Genomic DNA, 16,804 nt, shown 5'->3' on the forward strand with positions numbered 1-16,804 from the left:
GATGCCATGGCCCCGCTCCCCGAAATCGCCGATGTCGGCACGGTTGAAATCGCCCTGCGGCTGGGTTCCGCGACCGGACTCGGCGTGCTGCTGGGGCTCGACCGCGAAGTGACGGGCCACTCGGCGGGGATTCGCACCCATGGAATCGTCGCGCTCAGCTCGGCGACGATCATGCTGACGGCGCTGCTGTTGTTCGCCGAGCTGCGCACGACCGACGCCCAGCCCGATCCGCTGCGCGCGATCCAGGGGCTCGCCCAGGCGATCGGCTTCATCGCGGCGGGGCTGATCTTCGTGCGCGCCGGCGACGTGCGAAACCTGACGACCGCTGCCAACATCTGGCTCTCGGCGGCGGTCGGGATCGCGTGCGGGGCGGGTCAGTGGCAGGTGGTGACAATCGCCGCGGTGCTGGGGCTGACCCTGCTGGTCGCGCTGCGCATCGCCAAGCGCCATATTTCGTGGATCGAAGCCGACGACGAGTGAGCGGCGCCCGGCGGGCGGGAAATGATGGCGGGCGCAAACCGGTCCGTGAGGAACTGGTGGAGCCGAGGGGAGTCGAACCCCTGACCTCTGCAGTGCGATTGCAGCGCTCTGCCAACTGAGCTACGGCCCCGCCATCAACCCCGGCCGTGCCGGGGTCGCTCCCCTTAGCGACAGCTTGGCGCCGTTGCAACTGGTGCCGATCACGCTTTTCATCGCGGCCGAAACGAAGCTGCGCCGAAACGCCGCATCCGCGCGCCAAGCCCATGGAACGATTGGGCTTCCCATCCTTTGATTCAGTGTACGGCAGCGCGGGAATTCGCCCGCAGCGCCAGTAACTTAAAGAACAAAGGAGGATATTATGGACGACCGCTATTATCGCAACAGTCCCCAATCTGATTATTACGGCCGCAGAGACCCGCAAGACTATACCCGCGACTATGGATCGGGCCGAGACTATACCTACAGTAGCGCGCGCGACTATGCCGCGGCCGATCGTGGCCGGGGCGCGGAGCGCGGACGCGAACGCTATGGCGCCGACTACGGCGACGGCGATTATTATGGCGGCCGCGAGCCCTGGACGCACGGACGTGGCGACCGCTTCCGCGGCACGATGAACAATGGCTACCGCGACGAGGATTTCGACCGCGGCTATGGCTCCGATCGCGACACGCGCGGCTATGGCTCGAATCGCGACCGCATGTATGGCGAGGACCGCCGCGGCGACTGGGGACGCGACCGCAGCTATCGCACGCAGAACCGCTACGACGACCGCGATCGCGGTTTCTTCGATCGTGCGGGCGACGAAGTGCGCTCCTGGTTCGGAGACGACGATGCCGAGCGGCGCCGTGAAATGGATCAGCGCTACGACGAGCGGCACAGCCGCCGCGACCGCTGGGACAACCCCTATGGCCGCGAGGACGGGCATTATCATCAATGGCGCCGCCAGCGCATCGCCGAGCTCGACCGCGACTATGACGAATATCGGCGCGAGAACGCCGAACGGTTCCACAACGAGTTCGCCAGCTTCCGCTCCGAACGGCAGACCCAGCGCGATTCGCTGAGTCGGGTGAAGGAGCATATGGAAGTGCTCGGTTCCGACGGACAGCATGTCGGTACCGTCGACAAGGTCCGTGGCGACCGCATCCTGCTGACGAAGAACGACAAGGACGCGGGCGGCCATCATCATTCAATCCCCTCGCGCTGGATTGAATCGGTCGACAAGGACAAGGTGAAGATCCGCAAGACCGCCGACGAGGCGCAGTCGAAGTGGCGCGACGAGGAACGCAACATGGCGTTCTTCCGCGACGACGAAAACGACATGAGCGGCGACCGCAACCTCAACCGGGCCTTTTCGGGCACCTACTGAGGCAACAGGATCGCGCACCCGCGGGTGCGAAGCGAGGGCCCGGGAGCGATCCCGGGCCCTTCTTCGTTCCGGCGTCCACGCTACCGGGCCAGAAACTCCTCCAGCTCGGCCGCGAATGCCTCCGGCTGGTCGAGCATGATGAAATGATAGCTGTCGGGCACCGCCACCATCCGCGCACCCGACCCGGCATATTGCGGCTCCCAGATCGCACGCGCCTGCGCTTCGCCCATCCCGGCGGCGTAGAGCACGGTGAACGGCCGTGCGGTGATCGCCTCGAGTTCGGGCCGCATGTCGGTCACCATATCCTCGTACATCGCCTGCGCGACGACGCGCTGATCGGCCGCGCTCGACCAGTTCGCCACCTGAATCCGCCCCTCGGATGTGATCGACCAGATGCCGCCCGGATCGCTGGTGACCGGTCCGGCAGTCGCCTCGCCCGTCTCCGCCTGCGCCAGCAGCATCGCCCGCATCTGTTCGGCGCGGGGTCGGATCGCATCGACCGATTCGGCTCCCATGACGGTACCGAAGAAGGGGAACGCATCGACCACCATCAGCCGCCCCACGGCATCGGGATGTCGCGCGGCGAGCATCAGCCCGACGAGTCCGCCCATCGAATGGCCCACGACGGCCGGCGATTCGATCCCGCGCTCGGCGATGAAGCCGCGGAGTTCGGCGACGATGCCGTCGAGCACGCCCGGCTCCAGATTGGCGCGCGGATCGCCGCCGCCGAAGCCGTTCACCTGAACCAGATGCACGGTGTGGTTCGCGGCAAGGCCCGGCGCGACGCCGTCCCACACCGCGCGTGGGCTGGACAGACCGGGGATCAGGAACACCGCGGGCCCGGAGCCGATGGTCCGGATCGAGATATGTTCGCCCTGCATCATCGCCTCCTGCGCCGAAGCGGCAGAGTGCGCGGGGATGATGCGTGCCGCGCTTTCGGCGCGATCGGCGGCGGCGCCGGCGATCAGCACGGCGGCGGCTGCGAAGGACGCGACGATCGCGTTGCGGTTTGGGGCGCGGTTGCAGCTGCAGAACATCATTCGGCTTCCTCCCTGGATGGGTTGGTGAAAATCGCTTCGATCGGCATTTCGAAGACGTCGGAAATCTTGAAGGCGAGCGGCAGCGAGGGATCGTAGCGCCCGGTCTCGATCGCGTTCACGCTCTGGCGTGAGACTTCGAGCAGGTCGGCCAGATGCTGCTGGCTCCACTGGCGCTCGGCGCGCAGCACGCGCAGGCGGTTCTTCATTCCCCCGCCCCCGCCGCCTTGTCGCGCAGACCGACCGCGCACTGCGCCAGCCCCCAGGAAATGCACCAGATCGGAAAGGCCCAGAACACGTCCACCTGCCCGATCACCTCGGCATATTGCATGAAGCCGAGCACGGTGGAGATCGACAGCACGACACCGATCCCGAACAGCATCGCCGAAACGATCTGGCGGCGCAGGAACTCGTCGGTCTCCTCGACCAGGTAGATGCCGATCACCACGAGCGCGGCGATCACCGGCAGCGCGGGCAGGACAGAGAGCAGGATTCGCGCCGCGCCCGAAGGATCATAGTTGTTGAGCGCCCAGCTGCTCGAGCTGAGCACCACCACATAGGCGGCCATCGTGGTGAAGAACCGCTTGGTGTAGCGCTTGGCAGCGGCAGTACGCATTGGAAAGCTCCCTTGTTCAAATGACAAGGTAGCTTTACGCCGAGTCGCCCCGGAGTGTCAAGCTGGCTTTCCTATTTGGCGTGTCAGCTTGTCAAATCGCCAAGCATCCTTTGCGCCAGCAGGCTCAGCGTGTCGTCGCGCGCACCCATCAGGACGATCCGGTCGCCCGGGCGCGCCTGCGCCACAAGATGGTCGGCGGCCGCATCGCGATCGGGGATATGGCGGGCGTTGCGGCCGGCGACGCCCACATCGGCGACGATGTCCGCGCTCGTGACTTCGCGGGCGACCGTTCCGCCGAGATACACCGGGTCGGGCAGCACCAGCAGGTCGTCCAGCGCGAGCTTCGCGGCGAACATCGCAACGAGCTCGCGCCGCATCACCTTCAGCGGACCATAGCCGTGCGGCTGGAACAGCAGCAGGAGCCGGCCGGGAAAGGCATGGAGCGTGTCGAGCGTCGCGGCGATCTTGTCGGGATTGTGCCCGAAATCGTCGATCACTGCGACGCCGTTCGATTCGCCCACCAGATCGAACCGGCGGCGCAGGCCGGTGAAGCCCTCGATCGCTGCCGCCGCCGCATCGAGCGGCACGCCGGTCGCGACCACCGCCGCGATCGCAGCCAGCGCGTTCGATACATTATGCCGCCCCGGCACGTTCAACCGCACGTGACGCCGTGCATTGACCGTGACGAGATCGAACGAGATCGCGAACGGCGCCTCGGCGAGATTTTCCGCCGAGTAATCGGCCTGCCCTTCGACTGCGAAGGTGGCGCGCTGGCTGGGCGCCAGCTCCATCGCGAGCGCCGCCGCCTCGGCATCGCCGACATTGACGATCGCGGTTCCCGCGCGCGCGAGGAACCCGCCGAACAGCGCGCGTAGCTGCTCCATCGACATGTGATCGAGGCTGACGTTGTTGAGCACTGCGATCGAAGGCACATAGAGCGCGATCGATCCGTCGCTCTCGTCGACTTCGCTCACGAAAATCTCGCTCTCGCCGACCAGCGCGCTGGCGAAGGGCGCGTCGGGCGACGCGAAATTCTTCATCACCGCGCCGTTCATCACCGTCGGCGCCTTGCCCAGCGCGTGCAGCATCCAGCCGATCATGCCGGTGACGGTCGATTTACCGCTCGTTCCGGCCACGCCGATCGAGCGTGGTGCGGCGTTGAAAAGCTGCGCGAGCAGTTCGGGCCGGCGCAGCTGCTGTGTGCCCACGCGCTCGGCCGCCACCATGTCGGGCACGCTCGCCTCGACCGCGGCGGAGGCCACGACGATCTGATCGGGCGAGACGATCCCGCTGCCGTCCTGACGGTGCAGCGTGATGCCCCGATCGCGCAGATAGTCGAATTTCGCAGGCAGCCGGTCCTGATCGAGCGATCGGTCCGATCCCGCGACGGTCGCGCCCTGTCCGGCAAGGATCATTGCCAGCGGCATCATCCCCGATCCGCCGATGCCCACGAAGAAGTAGGGTTTGCTGTGCTGCATGGCCCTGCGCTATCCGGCGCAGCGACGGGGAGCAAGCTTCGGCATTGCCACCTCCGTTTGCCCTCGGGGAACCGCAGAGCCTGTCGATGCGGCGACACGGGGGTCATTGGCGACGCAGTGCTTCGATACGGGCCCTCGACTTCGCTCGGCCCCTGCTCAGCACGAATGGATCAAGGAACCAGAAGGGTCATGCGCATCGCAGTCGTCGCACCGGGCCGGCCGATCAGCAAGGCCAATGCCGCGCGCGTTTCCGCCTTCATGGCGCTCACCTATCCCGCGCACGACATCGTCTTTCACCCGCAATGCTTCCTCAGCCACGGCCATTTCGCCGGAACCGACGATCAGCGCGCCGCCGCCTTCCTCGAAATGGCCAACGATTCCGCCTTCGACGCGGTGTGGTTCGCGCGCGGCGGCTATGGCTCGAACCGGATCCTCAGCCGGGTGATGCCCGAGCTCGGCCCGGCCGCACGGAACAAGGCGTATCTCGGCTTTTCGGACATGGGGTTTCTGCTCGGCGCGCTCTATGCCGCCGGGATCGGCCGCCCGATCCATGCCGCGATGCCGATCAACCTTGGCAGCGACGATGCCGGCGAATCGATCGGCTGGGCGCTCGCCTGGCTGATCGACCGCGACCGCCGCGCGCTCGAGCCGCACCTCGACGGCCGCCCGGCCGCCGCATTCAACCTGGCGATCCTCAATGCGATGATCGGCACGCAATATATGCCCGACCTGACCGATCATGTGCTGATGATCGAAGAAGTCTCGGAGCCGCTCTACCGGTTCGACCGGATGTTCTTCACCGTCGCGCACGCGACTCAGTTGAAGGGCATCGCCGGCATCCGGCTGGGTGCGGTCACCGACGTTCAGGAAAACAACCCGCCCTTTGCCGAAACGCCCGAACAGATCGCGCAGCGCTGGTGCGCCGAAATGGACGTGCCCTATCTGGGCCGCGCGGAGATCGGGCACATCGCGCTCAACCGGGTCGTGCCGTTCGGAGTGGTCTGACGGTGGCCGGCGGCTCGTTTCGCTGAAGGACGACGGGCGCCGCTCGCCCGCCCGACGAGCGGCGCGCCGCCTCAGCCCTGCGGCAGCGGACCGTTCGCCACCGGCTTGCCGAAATCGGGCGTGCCGTCGGCGCGATAGTGGATCGGCTGCACCCGGGCGTGGCGATTTGGATCGAACAGCGGGTTGCCGTCGATCTCGCGATAGTCGCGCGCGTGATACACCAGCAGGTCGCGTCCCGCTTCATCGACCACGAAGCTGTTGTGGCCCGGGCCGTAGATCGAGTGCTCGGGCGCCGACTCGAACACCGGCACGGGCGACTTCGCCCAGGCGGCGGGGTCCATGATGTCGGCCTCCGCATCGGCGGTGAGCATGCCCATGCAATAGCGATCGTCGGTCGCGCTGCCCGAATAGGTAAGGAACAGCTTGCCGTTGCGCGCGAGCAGCGCGGCCCCTTCGGCGACCTTGTAGCCCTGGATTTCCCACGGCAGCGTCGGCACGGTGAGCCGCGCGGGCGCGGCCGCGAGCGTCGTCGGCGTCGCCATCGGCGCGAGATAGAGATTGCTGTTGGTATCGATGCCCGGCTCGCGCTGCGCCCAGCAGAGATAGCGCTGCCCCTTGTGCTCAAAGCTGGTGCAGTCGAGCGTGAAGCTGTCCCACGGCGTTTCGAGCTGGCCGATCACCGACCAGTCGGCCGCGAGCGGGTTCGCGCCCTCGGCCTGAAGCACATAGGTGCGGATATGGAACGGATCGTCCTCGTTGCCGGCGGCGAAGTAGATGTGCCAGCGGCCGTCGAAATAATGGATTTCCGGCGCCCAGATATAGCCGCCCATTCGCCCGCTTTCCGGCCGGCGCCACAGCACCACTTCCTCGGCGTCGCGCAGATCGGCGACGCTGCGCGCGCGGCGGAGCACGACCCGGTCATATTCCGGAACCGAAGCGGTGAAGTAGAACCAGTCGTCGTGGCGCAGGATGTGCGGGTCCGCGCGCTGCAGCACCAATGGGTTCACGATCCGCTCCTCCTCGCTCGATGCCCATGCCGGGAGCGCCGCCGCCACCGGGAGTGCCGCCGCCGCCGTCAGCAGCGCGCGGCGATCGATGTTGATTCCGTTCGTCATGCGCTTCCTTCACCCGATGGCGTCCGCGAGTGCAAGGATAAACTCAGACAAATAGAGGTGCGTGTGGCGCGAACGGCGGCAAGCCGGACATCGCTTGCCTATATTGCACCGGCGCAGGCATAAGCCGCGCTTCCGAAACTCCTGATTGGAAGGCCCTCCCCGTGTCCGAGATGTTCCGCATTACGCTGCCCGACGGTTCCGTCCGCGAGGTAGCCCCGGGGACTACCCCGGCGGACATCGCCGCGGCGATCGGTCCGGGGCTGGCCAAGGCGGCGATCGCAGCCAAGGTCGACGGCGAGCTGCGCGACATCATGCGCCCGCTGGAGGGCGACGCGCAGCTGGCGCTCGTCACGTCGCGTGACGAGGCGGAGGCGCTCGAGCTCGCCCGTCACGATTATGCGCATGTGCTGGCGGAAGCGGTGCAGGCGCTCTGGCCGGGCACGCAGATCACCTTCGGACCGGCGACCGACGACGGCTTCTACTATGACGTGAAGGCGCCCGCGAGCCGCGATCCCTTCTCGATGGACGACCTGCCGGCAATCGAGGAAAAGATGCGCGAGATCATTCGCGCCGACAAGCCGCTGCGCCGCGAGGTCTGGAGCCGCGAAGATCTGATCGTCAAATGGGAGAAGGAAGGCGAGGTCTTCAAGGCCGAGTGGGCGAAGGAGCTGCCCGAAGGCGAGGAACTGACCGTCTATTGGTCGGGCGGGGACTGGCTCGACATGTGCCGCGGCCCGCATCTGGCGAGCACGGGCAAGCTCGACCCCCAGGCGTTCAAGCTGATGCGTGTGGCCGGCGCCTATTGGCGCGGCGACCAGAAGAATGCCCAGCTCACGCGCATCTATGGCACCGGCTGGCTCAACAAGAAGCAGCTCGATGCGCATCTGCACAAGCTGGAGGAGGCCGCCAAGCGTGACCACCGCAAGCTGGGACAGGAAATGGACCTGTTTCACTTGCAGTCCGAAGCGCATGGCAGCGTCTTCTGGCATCCGCACGGCTTCGTCATCTGGCGCGCGCTGGAGGCCTATATGCGCCGCGCGATCGACGCCGCGGGCTATGCCGAGGTCAAGACGCCGCAGGTGATGGACGCGCGCCAGTGGGAGCAATCGGGCCACTGGGGTAAATATCGCGAGAACATGTTCGTCATTCCCGACGAAGTGCCCAATGTCGAGGACGAGGGGCCGCTCGTCTCCGAAGCCGCCGACTGGATGGCGCTCAAGCCGATGAACTGCCCCGCGCACGTCCTGATCTTCCGCCAGGGGATCAAGTCGTACCGCGACCTGCCGCTGCGCCTTTACGAAAACGGCTGCTGCCACCGCAACGAGCCGCACGGCGCGCTGCACGGGCTGATGCGCGTCCGCCAGTTCACTCAGGATGATGCGCACATCTTCTGCCGACAGGACCAGATCGTCGACGAGGTCCGGGCCTTTTGCGCGCTCGCCGACCGGATCTACAAGGATTTCGGCTTCACCTACGCGATCAAGCTCGCGCTGCGCCCCGAGAAGCGGTTCGGCACCGAGGAAATGTGGGATCTGGCCGAGGCCGAGCTGCGCGACGCCGTGGAAAAGGCCGGTCTCGCCACGGCCGAATATGGATGGGAGGAGCTGCCCGGCGAAGGCGCCTTCTATGCGCCGAAGCTCGAATGGCATCTCACCGACGCGATCGGCCGCACATGGCAGGTCGGCACGATCCAGTCGGACCGCGTGCTGCCCGAGCGGCTCGACGCCAGCTACATCGGCGAGGATGGCGAGCGCCACCGCCCGATCATGCTCCACCGCGCGATCTTCGGCAGCTACGAGCGCTTCATCGGCATCCTGATCGAGCATTTCGCCGGGCGTCTGCCGGTGTGGCTAGCGCCGGTGCAGGCGGTGGTCGCGACGATCGTGTCGGATGCGGACGGCTATGCGCAGGAAGTGGCGGCGAAGCTGCGCACGGCGGGCATCCGCGTCGAAACCGACCTGCGCAACGAGAAGATCAACTACAAGGTGCGCGAGCATAGCCTGGCCAAGGTCCCGCAGCTGCTGGTGGTCGGCAAGCGCGAGGCGGAGGAAGGCACCGTCGCGATCCGCACGCTGGGCGTACAGGGGCAAAAGATGCTGAGCGTCGACGAAGCCGTTGCCGCGCTGGTCGCCGAGGCCACGCCGCCCGATCTTCGCAGCTGAGCGCCGTCCTGCTATGATCGGTGCATGACGCTGTTCCAGAACGTCCGAAAGGGGCTGCTCCCCGCCCGGCTGACCGCGGACGAGGTCTATGACCTCACCGCTGCGGGCGTTTTGGCCGAAGGCGAGAAGTTCGAGCTGATCGACGGGGAAATCGTGCCGATGGCGGCGGCGAAGGCGAACTGGCACGAGCAGATGAAGCGCAAGCTGGTTGAGGCGCTGATCATGACCCGGCCGCGCAGCGCGGGCGTCTATGTCGAGAGTTCGCTCACGCTCGATGGGCGAACGTTGGTCGAGCCGGACATAGCGGTCTGGTCGGCCGGGGGCGACAGTCGCGAGGTGCGTGGTCCCGATCTGCTGCTCGTGATCGAAGTCGCCGACATTTCGATCGCCTACGACCTGCGCGTGAAGGCACCGCTCTATGCGCGGTTCGGAATTCGCGATTACTGGGTGGTCGATGCGGTGCGCAGGACAATCCGCGTTCACCGCGCTCCGCGGGACGAGGTCTACGCCGACGTCGAGGAATATGAGGCGCACGACAGCGTCGCCGCGCTGCTGCTCGAAGGCGTGGAAATCCGGCTCGACACGCTGGACTGACCCGCTCCCGCGCCCTGCGCACGAATGGCCGCTTTCAAACGGCCGCGCGAATCACTACATTTGCCTTTCAGGCAATCATAAGGAGAAGCCCTATACGTCCCCCGATGCGGCGCCCGATGGCGCCCCCGCCGATGAACGGCCCCCGCTATAACGAATTCATCCAGTCGCCCAAGGTGCGCGTGATCGACCATGAGGGCGAGAACCTCGGCGTCATGTACACGCGCGAGGCGATGGAGCAGGCCGCCGAGCACGGGCTTGACCTCGTGGAAGTGTCGCCCAACGCCGACCCGCCGGTCGCCAAGTTCCTCGATGTGGGCAAGTACAAGTACGAAGCCCAGAAAAAGGCCAATCAGGCACGCAAGACCCAGAAGACGCAGGAGATCAAGGAGATCAAGATGCGTCCGAACATCGATGACCATGACTATGAGACGAAGATGAAGAACGTCCGCAAGTTCATCGGTGAAGGCGACAAGGTGAAGCTCACCCTGCGGTTCCGCGGCCGCGAGCTCAGCCACGGCCAGCTCGGCATGCAGCTCCTCCAGCGCGTTGCCGAGGATGTGCAGGAAGAGGCCAAGGTGGAAAGCTATCCGCGCATGGAAGGCCGCCAGATGCTGATGGTGCTCGCGCCGAAGTAATCCGCCGCGCAGCGCTGAATCCAGGAAGCCCCTGCGGGAAACCGCGGGGGTTTTTTGTGCCGCGTCGCCTTGTTTGGCGGACCGCGGAGCCTGCCGCGAATTGGCGCTTGCGCCATGCCGCGGCGGAGACTAGATAATGAACCATATGGTTCAGTATTCATCCCCTCGCCTCGACCTCTCCTTTGCGGCGCTCGCCGATGCGACTCGCCGCGGGATCATCGAACGGCTCGGCCACGGTGAGGCATCGATCACGGCGCTGGCGAACATGTTTCAGATGACGCTCACCGGCATGAAGAAGCATGTCCAGATCCTCGAGCGCGCGGAGCTGGTCGTCACTCGGAAGGTCGGCCGCGTACGAACCTGCGCGCTCGGAACACGGGGTCTCGAGGCCGAGGCGGCATGGATCGAGGCGCACCGCAAGCTCTTCGAGGAACGCTTCGATGCGCTGGACGGCATCATCAGCGAATTGCAACAGGAGGAAGGCGATGGATCAGCAGGGTAGCAACGCACATGCCGTGCGCAACCGCACGTCGATCGAGCGGAGAGGAGATCGCGAACTCGTCGTGAAGCGGACGTTCGATGCGCCGCCGCACATCGTCTATACCGCGTGGAGCCGGGCCGACCTGTTCCAGCGCTGGTGGATGCCGCGATCGGCGACGGGCATTTCGCTCGTCGCGTGCGAGATGGACGTGCGGACTGGCGGCACATATCGACTGGAATTCAGCACCGGCGGCTCCGAAACCGTCGCCTTCTTCGGCAAATATCTCGACGTGGTACCCAACGAGCGCATCGTCTGGACCAATGACGAGGGCGAGCAGGGCGCAGTCACCACCGTCACCTTCGAGGAGCGAAATGGAAAGACCCTGCTGACCTTCCACGAAGCCTATCCCTCGAGCGATGCACTGGAGGAGGCGCTGCAAGGCTCGGCGACCGCACTGCCCGAGCAGCTCGACCAGCTCGACGACGTGCTCGCTACTCTCGGCGGATAGCGCACCAACAGCCGCCACGGCGCACCTGCCCGTCAGCAGAACCGCCTCCGGCGTGGGCGGGACGCGGAGGCAGGTGTCGCCAGGCTGCCCCACGCGAACAGCCCGCCTGCGCTTCCGCGCCGAGCCGCGGCCTCCGGTGACCGTCCGGGACGCTTTGCGGTCAGCGCTCCGCCGGCGGCTCCCACAATTCGATCGGATTGCCCTCGGGGTCGTGGATCCGCGCGAACCGGCCGGTTTCCGGCGTATCCCATTCGTCACGCGTCTCGATCGCGATGCCCGTGGCGTTCAGCTGCTCGAGCAAACCGTCGAGATCGCTCACGCGGAAATTCAGCATATAGGCCTTGTCCGCCGCGAAATAGCTCGAGTCCGCCCGGAACGGCTCGAACACCACCGGCCCCGCCTGGATATTCCAGAACCACTCGCTCGTTGCACCTTCTCCCTCGGCGCTGCATCCGCCGCCGACGTTCAGATGTTCCCGATACCAGGTCTTCAATCCTTCCGGATCGCGTGCCCGGAAGAAGAAACCGCCGAAGCCAAGGACACCCATGCCGACTCTCCCCCTGCGTTGCCGAGCGAATTCTAGCGTGGATCGCAATTCGCGCCCAACGGTTTCGCTTGCGGGGTACATGCAGGCATGATCGATTCGCTTCTCGTCAAAATCGCGCTGATCGGCGTGATCGGCATCGCCGCCCAGTGGGTCGCGTGGCGCACCGGGCGCCCGGCGATCGCGCTGATGCTGCTGGCGGGCGTGCTCGCCGGTCCGGTGCTCGGCATCATCGTCCCCGACCGCGATCTCGGGCCGCTGCAGGAGCCGATCATCAAGCTCGCGGTGGCGGTGATCCTGTTCGAGGGCGGCCTCAGCCTGAATTTCCGTGACCTGCGCCACGCCGGCCAGCCGGTGCTGCGGCTCGTCATCATCGGGGTTCCGCTCGGCTGGCTGCTCGGGACGCTCGCAGCGCATTATGGCGCCGGGCTCAGCTGGGGCGTGGCCTCGCTGTTCGGCGGCATTCTGGTGGTCACCGGCCCGACGGTGATCGGGCCGATGCTGCGCACCTTGCGTGTGCCGCCGCGGGTCGCCGACACGCTCAAATGGGAAGGCATCGTCAACGATCCGATCGGCGCGCTGCTGGCGGTCGCCATCTATGCCTACATCACCTTCGACGGGCCGAACGCGAGCGTCAGCGGCGTGATCGGCGACGTCGCGGTGGCCACGCTGCTCGCGGCGCTGCTCGGCGTCGCGCTGGGCTTCGCGATCACCTGGCTGTTCCCGCGCGGCTATGTGCCCGAATATCTCAAGGCTTCGGTGCTGCTGGCGACGGTGATCGGCGGCTTCGTGCTCGCCGATCTGGTGAAGCACGAAACCGGCTTGGTCACGGTGACGGTGATGGGGCTCGTCATGGCCAATCGCCCGGTGCATTCGAGCCGCGCGCTCCGCCGATTCAAGGAAGATCTGACGGTCATGCTGATCTCCGGCGTGTTCGTCATCCTGTCCGCCACGCTCGACTGGGAGACGCTGCAGGATTTCCAGCTGCGGTTCACGGCGTTCCTCGTGCTGCTTCTCTTCCTCGTACGGCCGCTCACCGTGCTGATCAGCCTCGCCTTCTCGTCGATGCCCTGGCGCGAGCGGCTGTTCATCGCGTGGATCGCCCCGCGCGGCATCGTCGCCGTCGCGATCACCGGGCTCTTCGCGCTGCGCCTGGTGGATTACGGCGTGCCCGATGCCGAGGCGCTGGTGCCGCTCAGCTTCGCGGTAGTGGTCGTCACGATCCTCGCGCACGGCTTCTCCGCGCCCTGGGTGGCGCAGCGGCTCGGGATCGACCGCGGCAAGGGGGAGAGCGTGCTGATCGTCGGCGCGAACGACTGGACCACTGCGTTCGGCGCCTATCTGAAGCAGCTCGGCTATCGCGTGACGGTCGCCGACAGCTCGACCTTCGCGCTGCGCTCGGCACGGCGGAAGGAACTCGACGTGTGGCGCGGCGACATCCTCGAGGAAGTCCACGAGGACCGGCTCGACCTGTCCGAATATCAGCAGCTGCTCGCCGCGACGGACAATGACGCGTACAATGCGCTGGTCTGCTCCGATCTCGGCCCGGAGATGGGGTTCGAGAAGCTCACCCAGACCGCGCCGCAGGACAAGCAGGGCGCCGTCCAGCCGCGCACGCATGTCCTGCTGGAAAGCAAGCGCAGCGTCGAGGAACTGCAGCGGCTGATCGCCGAGGGCTGGCAGTTCGGCCGGACTCGCATCACCGAGAAATTCAGCTTCGGCGATTACCGCCAGCGGCTGGCGCGCGGCGGCGAGCCGGTCGCGATCAAGCGCGAGGGCGGGCATCTCGAATTCTTCTCGGCGACGGCGAAGCCCTATGTCGACGAAGGCGACGAAGTGATCAGCTTCATCCCGCCCGAGCAGCAGGCGGCGCAGCAGGCGGTTCGCGCCTCGCGGAAGGCAGAGGAAGCCGCCGCCAAGGAAGGAAGGGCCGAGGAGGCAGCCGGCCGCGCCGGACGTGCCGAGCGTACCGAGCGTGCCGAGCGAACCAACGAAGCCGAGACCAAGCGCGACGAATAGCGCTCAGGCAGCCTGCGAGAGCTCGCCGTCGCCCGCGGCCGCCTCGAGCAGTCGGCGCTCGACAGCCTTCAGCCGCGGCCCGGCGACGATCTTGTCGCCGATCAGGTCGGTCACATAGAAAGTGTCGACCGCGCGTTCGCCATAGGTGGCGACATGCGCCGAACGGATCGTCACTTTCGACTGAAACAGGGCACGCGCGAGGTGATAGAGCAGCGCCGGCCGGTCGCGCGCATTCACTTCGATCACCGTGAACCGGTTCGATGCCTTGTTGTCGATCAGCACGTTCGGCTCGATCGTGAACGTATGCTGGCGCGGGTGCGGCAGCGGCTTGGTCATCAGCCGCTCGCTCAGCCGCGCACGATTGGCGAGCGCGTCGGCGATCCCGGCCTTCAGCCGCGCGAGCTGCGTCTCGTCGCCGAACGGTCTGCCGAAGGGGTCCTGCACCAGCAGATTGTCGAGCGCGAGCCCGTCGCGCGTCGTGTGGATGCGCGCATCGATGATGTTTCCGCCGGCGGCATGGATCGCCCCGGCGATGCGATAGAAGATGCCCGGATGGTCGGCGGCATAGACCGTCACCAGCGTCGCGCCGCGATCGGGATAGACCTGTGCCTCGACGGTCAGCTGCGCGACGCCGGCGCCGTCGATCAGCCGCGCATTGCGCTCCAGAACATCCTCGGGCTCGGCGATCCAATAGGGCTCGGGCAGCCGCTCGACGATCCGCTCGATCCGCGGCGCTTCCCAGTTCAGCCGCTCCGCCAGCGCCCGCTGCTTCGCCGCGATCCGCTCGCTGCGTCCCTTCTGTGCATGGCCCAGCCGCAGCACCTCCTCCGCCGCCTCGAACAAATTGGTGAGCAGCTGGCGCTTCCAGCTGTTCCACACCCCGGGGCCCACCGCGCGGATGTCCACCACCGTCAGCACCAGCAGCATGCTGAGCCGCTGCGGCGACTGGACCGCCGAGGCGAAGTCGAGGATCGTCTTGAAGTCGGCAAGATCGCGCTTGAAGGCAGTCGCCGACATCAGCAGATGATAGCGCACCAGCCACGCGACCGTTTCGGTCTCCGCCTTGGTCAGTCCCAGCCGCGGGCACAGCCGCTGGGCCACTTCGGCACCGAGGACCGAATGGTCGCCGCCGCGGCCCTTGGCGATGTCGTGCAGCAGCACCGCGACGTAGAGCGCGCGCCGCGAGACGATCTGGCCGAAGATCTCGGTTGCGACCGGATGGTCCTCCTTCAGCTCGCCGCGCTCGATCCTGCTGAGCAGCCCCACTGCGCGGATCGTATGCTCGTCCACCGTGAAATGATGGTACATGTCGAACTGCATCTGCGCGACGACACGGCCGAAATCGGGAACGAAGCGGCCGAACACGCCTGCTTCGTTCATCCAGCGCAGCACCGTCTCCGGATCGCGCGGGCTCGTCAGCACGTCGAGGAACAGCGCATTGGCGCGCGGATCGTCGCGCGTGTCGTCGACCAACTTGGCGTCACGATTGGCGGCCCGCATCGCGAGCGGATGAATTTCCAGCCCGTGCAGGTCCGCAAGCTGGAAGATCTCGATCAGCCGCACCGGATCGGCTTGGAAGAACAAGTCGTCCGGCAGCGCCAGCCGGCCGCGATCGAGCACGAAGCCCTTCAGCTTGGCTGGGGCGCGCTTCAGTCGCGGCAGTCCGAAACGGCGGCCGCGCGCCGCATATTTCTCGTCGAGATGCGCGAGGAACAGGCCGGTGAGGTCGCCCACCTTCTTCGCCTGCAGGAAATAGAAGTGCATGAACCGCTCGACCTTCGATTTCCCCGGGCGGTCCGCATAGTTCATCCGCTCGGCGATCTCGCGCTGCAGGTCGAAGGTCAGCCGGTCCTCGGCGCGGCCGGTGATCAGGTGGAGATGGCAACGCACCGCCCACAGGAAATTCTCGGCGCGCCGGAACTGGCGGTATTCCAGCTTGCTCAGAAGCCCCGCTTCGACGAGCTCGGCAGGCTCGCGCACGCCATTGGCATATTTGCCGATCCAGAAGAGCGTGTGCAGGTCGCGCAACCCGCCCTTGCCTTCCTTCACATTGGGCTCGACGACATAACGACTGTCGCCCATCCGCTTGTGCCGCTGGTCGCGCTCGGCGAGCTTCTGCGCGATGAAATCGCGGGCGCTGTCGGCCTGCACCTCGGCCTTGAAGCGCCGCGCGGCCTCGTCATAGAGCTCGGTATCGCCCCAGACGTAGCGCGCCTCGAGCAGCGCCGTGCGCACCGTCACGTCGCTCTTCGCCTGCCGCACCATCTCGTCGAGCGATCGAGTCGAATGGCCCAGCTTCAGCTGCATGTCCCACAGCGAATAGAGGATCGATTCGATCACCTGCTCGGACCAGCCGGTGACTTTCCACGGCGTCAGAAAGCCGATGTCGACGTCCGAATGCGGCGCCATCTCGCCGCGGCCATAGCCGCCGACCGCGATCAGCGTCATCCGCTCGGCGGCGGTCGGGTTGCTGTTGGGATAGAGCCGCTCGACCGTGAAGTCCCACAGCAGCCGCAGGATCTGGTCGGTCAGGAAGGCGCCCGCCGCCGCCGCGCGATGCCCCCGCGTGGGATGCTCCGCCAGCCGCCGCGCGATCTCGGCGCGGCCTGCATCCAGCGCCGTGCGCAGCCGTGCCGTCGCGGCCTGGCGCAGCGCCGCGGTGTCGCCCGCCTCCAGCGAAGCCAGCGACTCGCGCACGGCGCGCCGATCGATGATGGCGCGGCGGTTTGGCAGCGAATCAAAGCGTCCGGACATGTCCGGGACA

16 protein-coding genes and 1 tRNA gene are annotated in these 16,804 nt (G+C 66.5%); 9 read left to right on the forward strand and 8 right to left on the reverse strand.

The features are described from left to right. The first annotated feature begins 6 nt into the window (after positions 1-6). On the forward strand, positions 7-480 hold the full coding sequence (locus H7V21_RS06190; RefSeq protein WP_188055971.1) for an MgtC/SapB family protein: 474 nt from the start codon (positions 7-9) through the stop codon (positions 478-480). Between the two features lie 54 nt (positions 481-534). Here the strand turns inward: H7V21_RS06190 and H7V21_RS06195 are convergent. After that, a tRNA-Ala gene (locus H7V21_RS06195) sits at positions 535-610 on the reverse strand. A gap of 228 nt (positions 611-838) precedes the next feature. Here H7V21_RS06195 and H7V21_RS06200 point away from each other — a divergent pair. Further along, positions 839-1,846 carry a DUF2171 domain-containing protein gene (locus H7V21_RS06200; protein ID WP_223177053.1) on the forward strand — a complete coding sequence of 336 codons (1,008 nt, stop codon included), beginning with the start codon at positions 839-841 and terminating at the stop codon, positions 1,844-1,846. An 80-nt stretch (positions 1,847-1,926) separates the two neighbouring features. Here the strand turns inward: H7V21_RS06200 and H7V21_RS06205 are convergent, their stop codons facing one another. The 4 genes from H7V21_RS06205 to H7V21_RS06220 all read right to left on the reverse strand — a co-directional run bounded on the left by H7V21_RS06205 (position 1,927) and on the right by H7V21_RS06220 (position 4,977). Next, on the reverse strand, positions 1,927-2,886 hold the full coding sequence (locus H7V21_RS06205) for an alpha/beta fold hydrolase (protein WP_262504031.1): 960 nt from the start codon (positions 2,884-2,886) through the stop codon (positions 1,927-1,929). Then, entirely contained in the window at positions 2,883-3,092 is a 210-nt protein-coding gene (locus H7V21_RS06210; protein ID WP_188055972.1) for a helix-turn-helix transcriptional regulator, read from the reverse strand. Before H7V21_RS06210 ends, H7V21_RS06205 begins: the two co-directional genes overlap by 4 nt. Next, a complete protein-coding gene (locus H7V21_RS06215) occupies positions 3,089-3,499 on the reverse strand; it encodes a hypothetical protein (protein WP_188055973.1) in 411 nt (136 codons plus the stop codon). Before H7V21_RS06215 ends, H7V21_RS06210 begins: the two co-directional genes overlap by 4 nt. Positions 3,500-3,582: 83 nt before the next feature. Continuing rightward, positions 3,583-4,977, reverse strand: a complete 1,395-nt coding sequence (locus H7V21_RS06220) for a UDP-N-acetylmuramate--L-alanine ligase (protein WP_188055974.1) — start codon at positions 4,975-4,977, stop codon at positions 3,583-3,585. 189 nt (positions 4,978-5,166) lie between these two features. On the opposite strand from H7V21_RS06220, the gene H7V21_RS06225 reads away from it, so the two are divergent. Beyond that, on the forward strand, positions 5,167-5,982 hold the full coding sequence (locus H7V21_RS06225) for an LD-carboxypeptidase (RefSeq protein WP_188055975.1): 816 nt from the start codon (positions 5,167-5,169) through the stop codon (positions 5,980-5,982). Positions 5,983-6,053: 71 nt separating this feature from the next. Here H7V21_RS06225 and H7V21_RS06230 read toward each other — a convergent pair whose 3' ends face one another. Beyond that, positions 6,054-7,097, reverse strand: coding sequence for a family 43 glycosylhydrolase (locus H7V21_RS06230; RefSeq protein ID WP_188055976.1), 1,044 nt, complete (start codon positions 7,095-7,097; stop codon positions 6,054-6,056). A 161-nt stretch (positions 7,098-7,258) separates the two neighbouring features. Between H7V21_RS06230 and thrS the strand changes: the two genes are divergently transcribed. The 5 genes from thrS (at position 7,259) to H7V21_RS06255 (ending at position 11,477) form a co-directional block, all read left to right on the forward strand. Continuing rightward, on the forward strand, positions 7,259-9,259 hold the full coding sequence (gene thrS, locus H7V21_RS06235; RefSeq protein ID WP_188055977.1) for a threonine--tRNA ligase: 2,001 nt from the start codon (positions 7,259-7,261) through the stop codon (positions 9,257-9,259). Positions 9,260-9,283: 24 nt separating this feature from the next. Then, on the forward strand, positions 9,284-9,853 hold the full coding sequence (locus H7V21_RS06240; protein WP_188055978.1) for a Uma2 family endonuclease: 570 nt from the start codon (positions 9,284-9,286) through the stop codon (positions 9,851-9,853). 104 nt (positions 9,854-9,957) lie between these two features. Beyond that, positions 9,958-10,488 carry a translation initiation factor IF-3 gene (infC, locus tag H7V21_RS06245; protein WP_262504032.1) on the forward strand — a complete coding sequence of 177 codons (531 nt, stop codon included), beginning with the start codon at positions 9,958-9,960 and terminating at the stop codon, positions 10,486-10,488. A gap of 145 nt (positions 10,489-10,633) precedes the next feature. Next, positions 10,634-10,990, forward strand: a complete 357-nt coding sequence (locus H7V21_RS06250; protein ID WP_188055979.1) for an ArsR/SmtB family transcription factor — start codon at positions 10,634-10,636, stop codon at positions 10,988-10,990. Then, positions 10,974-11,477, forward strand: a complete 504-nt coding sequence (locus H7V21_RS06255) for an SRPBCC domain-containing protein (RefSeq protein ID WP_188055980.1) — start codon at positions 10,974-10,976, stop codon at positions 11,475-11,477. The genes H7V21_RS06250 and H7V21_RS06255 overlap by 17 nt, the downstream gene beginning before the upstream one ends. 160 nt (positions 11,478-11,637) lie before the next feature. Here the strand turns inward: H7V21_RS06255 and H7V21_RS06260 are convergent, their stop codons facing one another. Beyond that, the gene (locus H7V21_RS06260; protein WP_188055981.1) at positions 11,638-12,024 is read right to left on the reverse strand and encodes a VOC family protein; all 387 of its coding nucleotides are present in this window, start codon (positions 12,022-12,024) and stop codon (positions 11,638-11,640) included. Positions 12,025-12,111: 87 nt separating this feature from the next. Here H7V21_RS06260 and H7V21_RS06265 point away from each other — a divergent pair, with 87 nt between their 5' ends. Continuing rightward, the gene (locus tag H7V21_RS06265; RefSeq protein ID WP_188055982.1) at positions 12,112-14,040 is read left to right on the forward strand and encodes a cation:proton antiporter; all 1,929 of its coding nucleotides are present in this window, start codon (positions 12,112-12,114) and stop codon (positions 14,038-14,040) included. Positions 14,041-14,043: 3 nt separating this feature from the next. Here H7V21_RS06265 and H7V21_RS06270 read toward each other — a convergent pair whose 3' ends face one another. Next, a complete protein-coding gene (locus H7V21_RS06270) occupies positions 14,044-16,794 on the reverse strand; it encodes a [protein-PII] uridylyltransferase (RefSeq protein ID WP_188055983.1) in 2,751 nt (916 codons plus the stop codon). Between the last annotated feature and the right edge of the window lie 10 nt (positions 16,795-16,804).

The organism is Sphingosinithalassobacter sp. CS137, assembly GCF_014334115.1.
Taxonomy (GTDB): domain Bacteria; phylum Pseudomonadota; class Alphaproteobacteria; order Sphingomonadales; family Sphingomonadaceae; genus Sphingomonas.